This is a genomic window from Sanguibacteroides sp. AM78-02pH3A, from assembly GCF_027666085.1.
GTDB classification, from domain to species: Bacteria; Bacteroidota; Bacteroidia; order Bacteroidales; family Marinifilaceae; genus Gabonibacter; species Gabonibacter massiliensis.
Map to the genome: position 1 here is coordinate 129,324 of NZ_JAQEHX010000001.1, position 14,717 is coordinate 144,040.

At 42.2% G+C, this 14,717-nt stretch carries 11 protein-coding genes; 10 read left to right on the forward strand and 1 reads right to left on the reverse strand.

The genetic code is table 11. The features are described 5' to 3' along the window. Window positions 1-105 precede the first annotated feature (105 nt). From PGR74_RS00495 to PGR74_RS00540, 10 genes are all read left to right on the forward strand, one after another. Window positions 106-306, forward strand: a complete 201-nt coding sequence (locus PGR74_RS00495) for a hypothetical protein (protein ID WP_041503931.1) — start codon at window positions 106-108, stop codon at window positions 304-306. 183 nt (window positions 307-489) lie between these two features. Beyond that, entirely contained in the window at window positions 490-1,029 is a 540-nt protein-coding gene (locus tag PGR74_RS00500) for an RNA polymerase sigma-70 factor (protein ID WP_160289148.1), read from the forward strand. Between the two features lie 57 nt (window positions 1,030-1,086). Further along, on the forward strand, window positions 1,087-2,256 hold the full coding sequence (locus PGR74_RS00505; RefSeq protein WP_270516583.1) for a FecR family protein: 1,170 nt from the start codon (window positions 1,087-1,089) through the stop codon (window positions 2,254-2,256). A 28-nt stretch (window positions 2,257-2,284) separates the two neighbouring features. Then, window positions 2,285-5,593 carry a SusC/RagA family TonB-linked outer membrane protein gene (locus PGR74_RS00510; protein ID WP_052634725.1) on the forward strand — a complete coding sequence of 1,103 codons (3,309 nt, stop codon included), beginning with the start codon at window positions 2,285-2,287 and terminating at the stop codon, window positions 5,591-5,593. 26 nt (window positions 5,594-5,619) lie between these two features. Continuing rightward, window positions 5,620-7,047 carry a RagB/SusD family nutrient uptake outer membrane protein gene (locus PGR74_RS00515; RefSeq protein ID WP_041504980.1) on the forward strand — a complete coding sequence of 476 codons (1,428 nt, stop codon included), beginning with the start codon at window positions 5,620-5,622 and terminating at the stop codon, window positions 7,045-7,047. Between the two features lie 24 nt (window positions 7,048-7,071). Further along, complete coding sequence (locus PGR74_RS00520; protein WP_041504979.1) at window positions 7,072-7,836, forward strand: DUF4843 domain-containing protein; 765 nt, start codon at window positions 7,072-7,074, stop codon at window positions 7,834-7,836. Between the two features lie 19 nt (window positions 7,837-7,855). Further along, a complete protein-coding gene (locus PGR74_RS00525) occupies window positions 7,856-9,379 on the forward strand; it encodes a PKD-like family lipoprotein (RefSeq protein WP_041504978.1) in 1,524 nt (507 codons plus the stop codon). A 34-nt stretch (window positions 9,380-9,413) separates the two neighbouring features. Continuing rightward, window positions 9,414-9,968 carry a TlpA family protein disulfide reductase gene (locus PGR74_RS00530; RefSeq protein WP_235375086.1) on the forward strand — a complete coding sequence of 185 codons (555 nt, stop codon included), beginning with the start codon at window positions 9,414-9,416 and terminating at the stop codon, window positions 9,966-9,968. A gap of 162 nt (window positions 9,969-10,130) precedes the next feature. Continuing rightward, window positions 10,131-11,684 carry a hypothetical protein gene (locus PGR74_RS00535; protein WP_270516584.1) on the forward strand — a complete coding sequence of 518 codons (1,554 nt, stop codon included), beginning with the start codon at window positions 10,131-10,133 and terminating at the stop codon, window positions 11,682-11,684. A gap of 14 nt (window positions 11,685-11,698) precedes the next feature. Further along, window positions 11,699-11,914: a hypothetical protein gene (locus tag PGR74_RS00540; RefSeq protein WP_052634720.1), complete on the forward strand. Its 216-nt coding sequence runs from the start codon at window positions 11,699-11,701 to the stop codon at window positions 11,912-11,914. 112 nt (window positions 11,915-12,026) lie between these two features. On the opposite strand, the gene PGR74_RS00545 is transcribed toward PGR74_RS00540, so the two are convergent. After that, complete coding sequence (locus PGR74_RS00545; protein WP_041504977.1) at window positions 12,027-14,714, reverse strand: hypothetical protein; 2,688 nt, start codon at window positions 14,712-14,714, stop codon at window positions 12,027-12,029. Window positions 14,715-14,717: the final 3 nt, after the last annotated feature.

Sequence of the window (14,717 nt, forward strand, 5' to 3'; positions counted from 1 at the left end):
AAACATCTCTGTAAAGGTGAATATTTGAATAAAATTCGTTTTTCTAAAAGTGTTATCTGAATAATGCCGATTGGATGTATACACTCTTCGTAAATCTCGGAAGGGATGATGCGTGAAACATTCTTCGTTAATCAATTTGGAGCAGTTACGACTCTGACAATGTCCGAGCAAAGTAATTTCATGGCCGACGGTAAATATTTGTTTGAAGTAGGCGGAAACCGCAAGACGTTCAATCAGATTGCAAATCTGCCGAGCAGCTATTTTGCTATCGACGACATTGTAATCAGCAATAGAATACCGTTTTGAATGTTTGGGTGTTTGTATTAAAGCAACACGAAAAGTATTGCCATGATTATGACGCAAGCGAAAATTATTTGCTAATTATAAGTTCACGATATTCAATGTTCCATTATTGTTATATTTTTCTGTCGTTATCGTGTATTTATTGAAAAAATAAGTATGTTTGTTTGCGATAAAGAAGTTTGTATCGTGAATAAGAAAAATAGGATAGAGACGTTTGAATCGTTATTTAATGCTCATTATGTTGGCCTTTATAGTCATGCGTTAAGTTTTGTTCGTGACGAGGAGGAGGCTAAAGATATCGTTATGGATACTTACGAGTACCTTTGGAATAATTTATACAAAATTGATCTATCCGATACCCTCCGTCCTTTTCTGTATACTTTGGTATACAATCGTTGTATTGATTTTTTACGCCGGAAGAAGAGTAGAGAACGTTATCTGCGGTATTCTTACGAGTCGGTAAAAACAACGGAGGATTATAGAGGATACGAGGAGTTGATACAGAAGGTGATGTCGGCGATAGATCAGTTGGCGCCGCAGACATCCGTGGTATTTAAGAAATGTTTTATTGAACGGAAAAAGTACAGAGAAGTAAGCGAAGAGTTGAATATCTCTGTAAATACCGTTAAATGGCATATCGTCAAAGGACTCGGTGAATTGAGGAATCGATTGTCGGATACGGAATTGTTTTTGCTTTTAATTCTTTTCAAAAAAAATGCTGTTTAATACCTACCCGTTTTTAGCTTTATTACGTGTTTATAACAAAAAACGCTGAATAGAGTTATGGAGGTAAAAGATCGATTGGATTTCGTACTGGAAATAGTGAATCATCCCGAATTACAACAGGATGATTCCGTGCGGAAATGGTTAAAAGATAAGGAAAATCGAAGATTGTACGATTCTTGTCGTTTGTATATAGAAGTCGGAATACGAAGAGGCAATCGTTTTTCTAACGGTCCGAAAGTGGCGTTTCGGGAATTTAAAGAGAGGATGAGACGTAAAGGCAGGCGAAGATTTTTATTGCGTTTTTCGGTAGCGGCTTCAGTCTTTGTGATTACCGGATTGTTCGGATTGTGGCAATACGGGAGGGATGTTTATGAAAAGGATGGAGGTGTGCGTGGGCACGATGTAAGCGTGTTGCCTTCATTCTTACCCGGAAAAGCGTGTGCCGTACTCGTAACGGAGTCTGGAAAAAGTATCGTTTTGGATCGGCAGAGGGCGAAGAACATACAAGTGGGGGAAGGTATTGAGATCGGTTACGATAGTTTGCAGCGTATGCATTATACTCTGTCAGGAAAGGAAGAGGTACACTATCACGTGTTACGGGTGCCTAAGGGAGGAGAGTATAAATTGGTCTTGGACGACGGAACAGTCGTGTGGTTGAATTCCGAATCGGAATTCCGTTATCCTACAGTTTTTCGGGATAGTGTGCGTGGGGTCGAATTGAAAGGCGAAGGGTATTTTTCTGTTGTGAAAAATTCAAGGCTTCCATTTGTTGTCTCTTCTTCCGGAATAAGAACAAAGGTGTATGGCACGGAGTTTAACGTGCGATCTTATAGCGGAGAACCTGTTAATGTCACGCTTGTAAAGGGAAGTATTTCGGTGACGAATGAAAAAGAGGGAGAGGAATACGGGTTGGTCCCGGGTGAGAATGCCTGTTTCGAAAAGGAACGACCGAAAATTTCCCGGATAGACGTGCGTCGTTTTACGGCTTGGAAATCGGGAAGTTTCTATTACAAAAACGAAAGTTTAGAGAAGATCATGAGTGACTTGCAACGGTGGTATAATTTTAAGACCGTGTATGTGGATAAGGAATTGAAAAATTTTCGGTTTGAGTTATGGGTCGATCGGAATTGCGATTTTCGGACCATTGTCGATCTGTTAATGGCAACGAATAAGATTGCGATAAAGATGGAAGAACGAGAGATTATAGTATCAGAGATAAAGAAGTAACTAATTACTCGACCTAAATTTAAAGTGTATGATGACAAATTATGGAGGTGTCGGTACGACTCCCCCCGGGGATTGTTGTATCGTAAAAAAAATCGGATGTTTCTGTTTTCTGTGTTGCGTATTCTTTTTTGCGGGTATGCATACCGGGATTTCACAGGTGAAAGTCGAAAACTTGGTGTTTAAGGATACTCCTTTGGGAGAGGCTTTAACCCGGTTGAGCGAACGGACGAACAGTAAGTTCATATTCAATTATGACGATCTGAATCGCTACAAGGTAACCGTGACCTTGAAAGATAAGACGGTGGAGGAAAGTTTGGATGTTTTGTTGGCGGACAAGCCGTTTAAGTACGAGTTGAAAGGAGATTCGTACGTGATTTCTTTTCGGGACAAAAGGGTACTTAATCTGTACGAGCAGACGGGAACAGTCCGGGATAAAAATGGGGATGTTTTACCGGGAATAACGGTCGTGTTGAGAACGAATAAAGGGGAGATCCCTATAGGGACAACTACGGATAAAAACGGAAAATTCAGATTGATGTTGCCTAAAGCTCCGGGAAACGTGTTGATCTTTTCGTTTATAGGTATGAAAAAGCAGGAAATTGCACTGAAGGATGAAAAGCCGTTGAACGTGGTTATGGAAGAGAAGGTGGAGTTGATAGAGGAGGTGGTGGTCAACGGTATGTTTACCCAGAGTCGGAATAGTTATACGGGAGCCGTGACGACCATCAGATCGGAAGATATTCTGAAGATGTCTCAGACCAATTTGGTACAGGCTTTGGCTACATTGGTTCCGGGTATGCGTATCGTGGAAAATAACGAACAAGGTGCCAATCCGAACCATATTCCGGAGATTATTATTCGAGGAACCTCCTCACTTTCGGCCAGTGGGCAGATAGGGTTGAATCGCCCGCTGATCATGTTGGACGGAGTGGAGATCTCTCTGGAGCAATTGTACGACATGGACATGTTTGAGATTGATCGGGTGGATGTTTTGAAAGATGCCTCTGCCACGGCGATGTACGGGGATAGGGCTGCCAACGGAGTAATCGTGGTAAACAGGAAAAAGGTAACAGACAGTAGATTGAGGGTGCGGTATAATTTTGTTCCGAACGTACAATTCCCGGATGTTTCTTCTTTCAACCTCTGTAATTCGGCACAAAAACTGGAGTTGGAAAAACGATACGGATTATATAAATCTGTGACGGGAGAATACGATGAAATCTATTACGAGAGATTGAAACGAGTGAATGCGGGCGTGAATACGGACTGGATTTCCAAACCTCTGCGCAATAGTTGGTCTTTCAATCATTCTTTAAATATGACCGGGCGCGGGGGAGGCATCGATTATAGCGTGAATCTTCGTTACGGGGATACTCGGGGGGTGATGAGAGGAGATTTCCGGCAGAATTATAGCCTCGGTTTTTATTTTTCGTATCGTTACAATGATAAATTATCGGTAAGTTTCCGTTCGGACTGGTCGAAAATGGATTCGAAGACCTCCCCGTACGGGAGTTTCTCCGATTTTGCTGTCATAAATCCTTACGATGTACCGAAAGACGAGTACGGGGAATGGAATAAATTGTTGTCGTATGATAGACGAAATCCGTTGTACGATGCGACAACCAATAGTTTTGCCAATGAGATGTCGAAACGTTTCAGTAATAGCGTGAGTGTAAGATGGGACGTATTTAAAGGATTATATTTGAACGGGACTTTCTCTTATGATTGGACAGATTCGCAAAACGAAAAATTTGACTCTCCGGAATTATCGATGTTTTATAAAGAGTTCGACCCTTTACGTAAAGGAAGTTATGCAATCAGCGGAAGTCGGGGGCAAAACTGGAATTTCAACGGGACGGTCAATTACAATTTGTCTTTGAACGAGGAGGGTTCTTCACTTTTAACGGTGAATCTGGGAGCCAATATTTCTAAAAACCGGACGAATAATTTCTCTTTTGTCGGTATCGGATTTTTGCGTCCGGCATTGAATGACATTAATTTTGCCGCCCGCTATCCGGACGGAGCGCCTTCGGGAGGCGAGCAGATCAATGCCAATCTCGGTTTGTATGGAAACATGACCCTTACCGTGAAAAACCGCTATTTTGTGAACGGTTTGTACCGGATTACGGGGAATTCCAATTACGGGGCGAAAGATTTGTACGCTCCCTACTGGAGCGTCGGAGCCGGGTGGAATGTGCATAACGAGAATTTTTTGAAAGACTCCTGGGTAAATCTGTTTCGGATACGGGGAAGTCTCGGTTACCTTGGGAACGGCAATTTTGCGAATATCAGACCTTATAATATGTATAAATACTCCATTGAGTACGCGTATTACGGAACGATGGGAGCTCACGTGGTCTCCATGGGAAACGACCAGCTGAAGGCGGAACGGGTGCTGGACTGGAACCTGGGAACGGATATTTCTTTGTTCAACGAGCGTCTGGATATCTCACTTAACCTGTACCGGCAGAACACGAAGGACATGATGCTCTCCATCAATCTTCCCCCTTCCGTCGGCATGGAAAACACGATGGACAACCTGGGAGAGAAGGTAAACCAAGGGTATGAAGTATCGGTTTCCGCACAAATAATCCGCACGAACGATGTGGCCTGGCGGGTTTCCGTCAACAATAGTCGTACCTGGGATAAGATCAAGAAGATCAGTAATGCTTTGAAACGGAATAACGACGTTAATAGGGATTCTACGGGCCTCGTGGCTCCTAAAATTCAATTGGAAGAGGGAGAATCGTCGGAAGCTATTTATGCGGTACGTTCATTGGGTATAGATCCGGCAACCGGTCAGGAGATCTTTATCAAAAAGGACGGAACCCGTACCTTTGAATACGACCCGCGGGACAAGGTGGCGCTGGGAAGTGCGATTCCAAAATTCGAGGGAAGTCTCAGTACTTACTTCACCTATAAACGGGTCTCCTTGAACATGGCGATGAATTTTACCTTCGGCGGATACATATACAATACAACCCGGGCAGGTAAAATCGAGAATATCGATCCGAGAGGAAACGTCGATAAACGAACTTTCACCCTGCGGTGGGAACAGCCGGGTGATATCGTGGATTATGCAAGAATTGACGATGTATCCCGGAATACGTTCATACACTCGGAACGGTTCGTGGAGAAGAAAAATGAAGTTTATATCTCTTCTTTGGGAATTATGTATGATATCAATCCGAAATGGGTAAAAAGAGTCGGGTTGCAAAAACTATTGGTCGGGGTAACGTTTTCCGATGTTTTGCGAATTTCCAGCGTGAAATATGAACGGGGAACCGCCTATCCTTATATGCGGGGATTCAATTTCACGATCAGCCCGACGTTTTAATGAATGTAACAATAAAAAAGATGATCATGAAAAGATATATAGTATTGTTTTGGACGACATGTCTGTTCCTTTGCGGATGTGAAGATTTTCTGACCGTGAAACCCAAATCGGATATCAAAGATGTCGATCTGTTTTCTACTGCCGAGGGATGCGAGGATGCCTTGTACGGTTCTTATGCCGAAATCGGGGGACAAAATATGTACGGGAGGCAGATGCGTTACTTTGTCCCGGAGTTATTGACTCATGCCTGGCAAGTAAACCAAACCGATCTGAATTCGGGTTCCGGGCAAATCAACAACTACATGCACGAAGGTAAAGGAGCGCGGGATGAGTATGCTGTTATTTGGAAATCCACCTATGCCGCAATTGCACAAATTAATGATATTTTGACGAATCTGCAAAAAGCGGCTCCCGGAAAATATCGCTATTTCGATTATTACCGGGGAGAAGCCTTAGGCATACGCGCTTTCCTTCATTTCGACCTATTGCGTTTGTTTGCCCCGCATATCGGGTCGAAGCCGGAGGCACGGGCAATACCGTACGTGACGACCTGGGGAAACCGGGTGACACCTTTCAGTACCGTGGGACAGGTATACAAAGCCGTTCTTTCGGATTTGAAAAAAGCGGAACTTTCGTTAGAAAAGGCGGAGAAATTGGAGGATGACGGTAAAACAACTTTTTTAAAAAATAGACAACTGCATTTCAATTTGGATGCGGCACGGGCGACACTCGCACGCGTGTACTGGATGAGGGGAGACCTTGATAGTGCTTGTCTTTACGCGGAGAAAGTGATTGAAACGAAAAAATACAAGGTAGTTTCCCAAATGAATGTAAAGAACATGTTGGCGAGTATCGTGGCGCAAGATGAGACAATATGGGGTATATACCAAAGAATGCCTTTCGGAAGTATGGGAGAGGATTTTTACAAGAACTCGGGTTTGTTGCCTCGTGCGGATGCTTTGGATTTTTACGAATCGAGCGGTAGTGTTATGGACTTGAGGCGAAATTGGTTTCGAGAGAAAAAATACAGGCCAAGTTGGGAGACTCCCAATACTTACTTTCTGAAATTTCTTGACGAGGATGCATACAACAATCAAGGAGCTCCCGAATTCGGAGGAATAACCGGATTCTCTTTGATCCGGATGCCGGAAATGTACTATATCGCCGCAGAAGCTTTGCTGGAGAAAGATCCGGAAAAAGCGAGAGCCTATTTCAATCTGGTGATCGAGAATCGCGGAAGAGTAGGCTTGCAGGCCGGACAACGATTGACCCTTCAAGAGCTGAATGAAGAGCGGTTCCGGGAGTTTTTCGGCGAAGGATACGAGTGGTACAACATGAAGCGTCAGAACCGGGACCTTTATCTGCCTGCCAGCGCCGAAACGGTAAAAGGATCGGACGAGCGGTATACGCTTACGATACCGAACGAGGAGTTTGATTACCGGCAAGAAGAGTAGTAAAAATAATAAATAATAAAGATTATGAATACAAACAGATTATGGGGCAAGCTTAAATGGTTGGGGATACTGTGGATACTCTGGCATTGTGCGGGGTGCGACCGGGAGTATTTGCAATACGACACGGGAAAGAAAGACAACATCTACATGAATAGCGGAGATTCCGCCTACTATAGTTTTATCTCCGGGGCTCCCGAGGAGAAGTACGATTATCCGCTCTACCTACAGGTGATGGGAATGCCGAAACCCTACGTGCGTTCTTACCGGATAGAGGTTATCGACAGTCTGACGACTGCCCGTGTTGACATTCACTATCGATTGAGAGAAATCGATACATTCCCTCGGGATGAGATCAGGAGTACACGTTATATCACTTTGTTTAAAAACAAAGATCCCGAACTACGGGAACGTCCGGTCGTGTTGGCATTCAAGTTGGTGGAAACGGATGATTTCAGTGTTGTTCCCATTGAAAAACGCTACACGAAAATGTTGCTTTTCATCAGTATCACGGCAACTCCGAAACCCTGGTGGTGGAGCGATAGTGATTTGGGAAATTACACGGAACAGGCAGCTTATATGTTTATGCATTTTTTTCATGAAGTGAAACAGAAGAATCCTGTCATGTACGAGCGTTTGACAACGCAATTCGGACCAAATCTTGAATGGAGTGGCTATCAGTTTTGGTATAATAACAAAATTGCAATTCACAAATATATTATCCGTCCTTTGTACGATTATTATCAGGAGCATCCGGATGCCGATGTAAATATACCCGAACCTCAATATTAATTAAAAAGATTTTAAGCGTATGAAATATATATTACAATGTTTATCGTTATCCGTTTTGTCCATTTATCTGTTAAACGGGTGTATCGACGACAAGTCCGAGGGGGCTTATATTCCCTTATCGGAGATTAATTTTGAGGTGGGTCAGGACTCTTTTTACACGGATTACGGTTCGCAAACCGTAATTCCGGCACCCAAGATTACACAGACCATGGGTGAAAAAGAGTTGACCTACGAATGGAGGGCGTCTCTTCAGAAAGGTAGTAATGAAGATTCCCTGAAATACATCTCTTACGATCCCGAATTACAATATACTTTCCGCGAGTTGGGCGAGTACCGGGTTCGACTGCGGGTGAGTAACGGTGACGTCAGCAAGATGTATAATTATCGGGTTTTCGTGAGAACTGCGTTTATCGAGGGATTATTTGTATTGAGTGCCGACGAGCACGGAAAAGGAAGGACTTCATTCTTGCGTACGAGCCAGGAGAGTGATGTTTGGCAAGGAGTGGAATCGGAATTTAAAACGCGAGCAGTAGAGGCTGTCAATCCTGAGATCGAGCTCGACGATCCGACTGATGCTACTTCGGGGAATATGAGGAGCGGATCCGTATTGTATTTAACTTGTCGCAAAAGTCAAAAGATATACCAGTTCGACAACAAAACATTCGACTTGCTTTACATATTCGATGTCAAGCAAGAACTTCCCCGGATAAAACCGGTGGCTGTTGTAACGGGATTCAAGGGGCCCTATCCGGGGGATCCTGCAACACTTTATGTGATGCCGGATTGCGGAAATGCAGCAGGACTTAATCCTTTGAATTACTTTCTCTACGAGGATTCTCAGATTTTTCCTGCCGAGGCGGTTTATGACAAATGGGCAATAGCGCTACCTCCGGGAAACTTGAATGCATTTTTATACTTTATGGATAATCGGCGTGAGCGAATGGATTGTATATTTTCGATGTTCTTTGGGATGATGACGTTTACGTCAAATTCCAGAGATATTTTCAAAGGATATCACGTCTTGAATCTGACCGGAAGGACTTCTGAGGAACGTGGCGGTATGTCTGAGTTGTGGACGGTTGCGACGGATAAAACCAATGTTTCACGGGTCAGAATTACAAAATTTATGGAAAGCGGGATGAGTTTTACCGCTTTCGACGATCCGAAAGAAAAATCGTATGAGATATCAGATCCGTTGACTCTGACGGGGCAGTCGACAATGGTTATGGCACATAATAATTTAGGCGTATGTTTTTACAATAACGGTTCGAAATTATATCGGTGGAAATACGTCGAGGGGAATGCGGAAGTTCAACCGTTGCCAGTAGAAGCGGATGCAGTGTTATCTGTAGAAGGAGAGATAACTTCACTTGAAGCAAGTACGAACCGACTTTACCTCTATATCGGCGTGTGGAACCCCCGGGCTATCGGAGAATTGAAAGGGAGTGTGCTGGTATATGATATCGTGAATCAAAAAGTAGTGAAAAGTTACCCGAATGTGGCAGATAGACCCGTGAAGGTTTTTTATAAATCAGCCGGATGATGTTGATTGTATTGTATGTAAATTTAAATGGTATATGATGAAAATGAAAAATGTATTCATGTTGATTTGTTGTCTGACGATGGGTGTACAAGCATACGTTATGGCAGGAAAGGGTACTGTGTCCTCAGGACAGGAAAATAGAAAAGCGGAGATCTCGGGAAAATTGAAACCGGGAGATCCTTCTCCGGAGTTCAGGGCAATAGATGTAAATGGGAAACCGCTCTCGTTGAAGAGCCTGAAAGGAAAATATGTCTATATTGATCTGTGGGCGACTTGGTGCGGCCCTTGCTTGGGAGAAGTTCCCCACTTGCAGGCGTTGGAGAAAAAAATGCACGGGAAAAAAATTGTTTTCGTGAGTATCTCCACGGATACGGATTTCAAATTATGGAAGGAATTCGTGAAAAAGAGCGGCATGACCGGAATACAGTTGAATTTTGATGGCAACAAGCGTTTTTTGGAATTATACGGGGTGACTTCTATTCCCCGATTTATCCTGTTGGATAAAAAAGGGCACATTATCAATATGAATATGACACGTCCTTCCGATCCGGAAACGGAAAAAACGCTAAAATCATTGAAAGGAATATGAGAGTGTCCTATCGGATTACCGGATTTATAAAGTGAATAGTCATGCTTCACAAGTGGATTCGGTTATCGATGAAAAGAGAAAAGTATACCGTGTTCCGGAAATATATCAATCGGAGTACATGGATAATGTGGTTAAAATAAAGAGGATATAAACGTATTGAATATGAAAAGAGTTGTGTATATTATTGTTTCTTTTGTGATATTATCGTTGGGGCATGATTTATCGATCGCTCAAACAAAGCAGGCAAGTCCGAATGAATATGCCGTGGTGGTCAACCGTGCATTGGCACAAGATAGTGAATGGATGAATGTTATTAATGAATTAAAAGAGAAACACCATGCGGAAGTTGTTATTTTCGAAGAACATCCGGAAGAGGTGGCGGAACAATTGAAAATGATTTTTCCCCGGTACGTGGCGTTGGTGGAGAAACCGGAAAAGATTACCCGGGAATATGTTCAAAGAATGCATAAATTGAGTCGTGGGATGGATGATGATGTGTTTCAGGATTTTTTGTGGGGGATTGTTACCGGCTATGATGCGGAAGGTGCTTTGCAATTAATTCGGAATGCGGAGAAGCCTTTGACCGTTAAGACAGCCATGAGTATCGGGGCGAAAATTGAAAAGTATTCCTGTTTTGAACGTAGCGTATATATTGACGATTTCTTCTGGGGAAAGTTGATAAAGGATGAGTATGGTCGTGAAAAAGCAGGGACTTTTTATTCTACATGGACGGATAGACAAAGAGAGAATACGATAAAGATTGATACCGTACCTTTTGAGGATGTTTCATGTAAATTTGCGGAGAAATATCGGAATTTGAATCCGGGTTTTATTGTTAGTACCTCAAATTTTCAAAACGGAGATTTGAGGTTTTGTTATCATTATTTGAGAGGGAGTGAAGGGCGTCTCTATGTCGGATTTGAAAAACAGAGAGAGAAGGATATCCGCCTTTCGGATTTAAAGGCTTGTCGGGTGTTTTTAGGAATGGGCTCTTATAGCGGAGCGATGTCTGAAGCTGCTGATGTAATATTGGCTTGCTTAAAAGACGGAGATGTGAGTGGTTGGGCCGGTTATGTCTATTCCCGTTGGCACGGTCAGGCTGCTTGGGGAACTTGGAAACTCTGGATGGCCAATCCGGGAAGATTCTCTTTTAGCGAAGCTGTCTATCTGAACCAACAATTTATCTTGAGTAGTTTGCGGGATAACACGCCTAAACTTGTAGAGATCGACTATCCTTTGACGGAAAATGTGACGAAGGATTATTTGGAACAAAAAGAGCAGGTGATGCGGGAGATCGGACAGGGAATCAGTTTGGATCAGATGGGCTACCTGAATGAACGGGATATCTTCGTCTATTACGGGGATCCGAAATGGGAAGCCAAACTGGATGGAAAACCGGAAGACGTGCACTACACGGTGAATACCGTGAAAAAGGGTAAAAGATATATTATTACCGTACGGACGGATGAACATTACAAACGACAGGAGATGGAGGGGGCTCGTTTCCAAGAGGATCCGGGTATGTTTAATAAACAAATAGTCGGACGTTTACCGTTTATTTATTTCTTCCCCAAACGGTTGAAAAATCCCCGTTTGGCTAAAGAGTTGGATTTTGACGGAGATATCGAATTGGATGAAAATTTCATCTTTATTTATAGGACCTATTGGGAGCCGGATCAAACGTATACGATCGTGCTTTCTACGGATAAAGATTAAAAGAAGATTGCAGTATGAAGAATTTTATTTTTATGGTTAGCTTTTTGGTGGGTGGAGTTGTTGCTTTCGGGCAGGGAGTGAACTTCGAGCATTTGACTTTTGATGAGGTTATGGCAAAAGCGAAGGTGGAGAAGAAAGTGGTGTTTATGGACTGTTATACCTTCTGGTGTGGTCCGTGTAAGTATATGACAGATAATATTTTCCGCTGGAAAAAATGGGAGATTTTTTAATTCTAAATTTGTTTGCGTGAAGTACGATATGGAGAAAGGGGAGGGGCTGGCGTTAAAAAAAATTAGGCGTACGGGTTTATCTTACTTTTGTACTCGTGAATCCGGAGAGGACCTATTCTATAAAAACATATTTGAATGAAAATATCAGGTAGCGTCCCGCACGATAGTCGTCCGTACGCGAAATATAATCGTTGTACATTCTCAGGCCGAGTTTTGATCCGGAATCCAAAAGATTGTATGCGCCTATAACGATAGATCCTTTTTTACCGAGCTTGCGGGTTAAAGTGGCATTCAGTTCCTGGTAATCTATTTTTTGTCCGTATCCTTTTTTGTCTTTCTGGTAGGAGTAATTATAGAGGGCTGTAAGACGATACTTTTTAGTTATGTCTGCCCGTATGCTGTTTTGAGTGTTCCATCCTACCAGTTTGCTATTATTGCCCGTAGAATTTTCTTGTAAGTTTAAAGAACCGCCGCCTCCTATTGTGATTTCTACGCGTCGGGAAAAATTGGATTTTAGGGAAATGTTCAGTCTGCCCGATTTGGTTTCTATGTCATTGCGTTTTTCTTGACTTATTTGGGGTATATTTAAGTATTCACAGTTTAATGATACATTTAAGTTTGATTGCAGTAATTTGAGAAGTTTGTTGTAAAAAGCCCTTAGGTAAAGACGTGATTCCGTACCGACATTAGTCGGGGTGTAAAGTGTAGCTCCTTTGAGAGCCGTGTAGTCGTATTTCGGGAGATAGGTGTTCTCCGTGAAGTATTGGCTCGATGATGTGATGGGGTTGTGGGTAACATTGCTTTCTATTTGTAAACTTATCGAACTTGCTGCCCGAATGTTCATACTATTCAAGGTAAATCTAACGGAATGGGCTGTCGGTGTTTTCAAATTAGGATCGCCTGCCTGAAGAATTAAAGGATTTGCATTGTCGATAGTACCTCGTATGTTTTCGATGGATGGCATATTGTGGTTTAAGAAATATTCTATTTTCACGTTGGTCGTGTTGGAGAAACGATAGCTAAAGTGAAATTGGGGTTCGAAAAAACAGTAATTCTGGGGTGTTTCAATTGTTTGAGGGAAATGTTCGTTGTGTGTACGATGAAAGAATGAGACGCCTGGCGATAAGGAAACCGATGTCTTTTTTCCTTGATAAGTAAGAAATGTCGCTATATTTTGTTTTAGCGTGTGTATCGTGTAGTCAAAGGTGTTTGTGGAATCGATATTTTCGGTGAATAAATCTATTGCGGTACGGCATGCACTGATATCGGTATAACGAATGGAATAATTCAATTGTGTATTTATAAGAGGGAAAAGTCGTCCCATAATCATAATACTTCCGTTAACGTGGGTATTGCGTTCTTTACCGTAATTGTCGATGTAAATTCGGTTCGTTGATGATAGTAAAGTATCCATTCGCCAGCCGTTTGCGTCTTTGGGAAAGAGGTCGAATTGTAAAGTCGGAGTAATAAAAATTCTTTTAGATTTTCCGACACGTATTTCAGCTATCCTTATTTTACCGGAGAAATTGGAACCTTGTATTTTGTTATAATCTTTAACAGAGGTGCTTGCCACCGTATTTGCGTCGAGTATTACCGTTGAGTTATTGTATTTTCTCATGCGACTGTTCGAAAATTCATAGGCGAATTCACCTTCACACGAAATATCTCCTATGGTTAAGTTTATCCTGTGTTTTGTTTTTCCCGAAGAAAGGAAGTGTTTGTCGCGTTGTGCATTGTTGAATGTACGCGAATTAAAATCTTTAGTGGGAAAATACTCTTGAGTCGTGGATTTTATATTGTATTTCTCGTCGTTATGAAATGTGTTTGTCGTATAGTACTTCAGTTTTTTGTTTTTTTCATTTTCATAGGTAAAGTAGACGGTACTAAGTTGTGACTCCGATGGTGCGTCGGCTATTTTCCGGGGAAGGTTATTATGGAGTCCGTCTAATTTGAATCGTTCTTTTTCGTAAAAATAGTGATAACGACCTTGGATATCCCATTTCGTTTTGTAAAGTGAGTGTCCTTTGGAAAGATTTTGACCTGAACCTGCTGTGATATCACTATTACGATAAATATCAGCCTTGTTTTTAGTCTTAACATTCATCTCTTTGTGTTTTCGCGGATTTTTCATCCCGATTTTTTTATCTTCTTCGTTTTCGATATCGTATACTTGGATGTGTTCTACGTTGTCTGCTTTGATGTTTGTCAATGCGTCGATACCGGACTCTCCGAATATGGCCTTACCGTCTATGCGTATGCGAACGGGTTCTCCGTTGAATTTTAATCCCTCTTTGTCTAATTTTAATCCCGGCATTTTTTTTATTAACGATTCGAGCCAATCGGATTCCAATGTCTTGAATGCTGTTGCGTTATACTGAATCGTATCTCCTTTGGAGATTATTGCAATCGTGTTGCCGGTAACGACTACCGTGTTGATTTCTTGAACGTCGATTTCCATGACGATCGAAATACGGATACCTTGTTTTTTAGGATAATATTTTGTGTTTACCGGTTTGTATCCTATACAGGTAACCCGGATTTCCATCTCGTCCGTAATTCGTCCTTCGTAAATAAATTGGCCGCGTTGATTAGCAGCCATTCGCGTAGTATCTTTTCCTGAAATAAAAGTAAGATGGGCAAAAGGTATGAAAGCGTGATTTGCCGTGTCGACCACATTACCACTAACTTGAAAGGTTCTTGCGTAAGAGAAGTTTCCCGCTGCGGTTCCGTTACTGATAATTTGTGCTTGGGAGGAAATTGATATTAGCCATATAATGATAAATAGCAGCAGTTGTCTCATGAT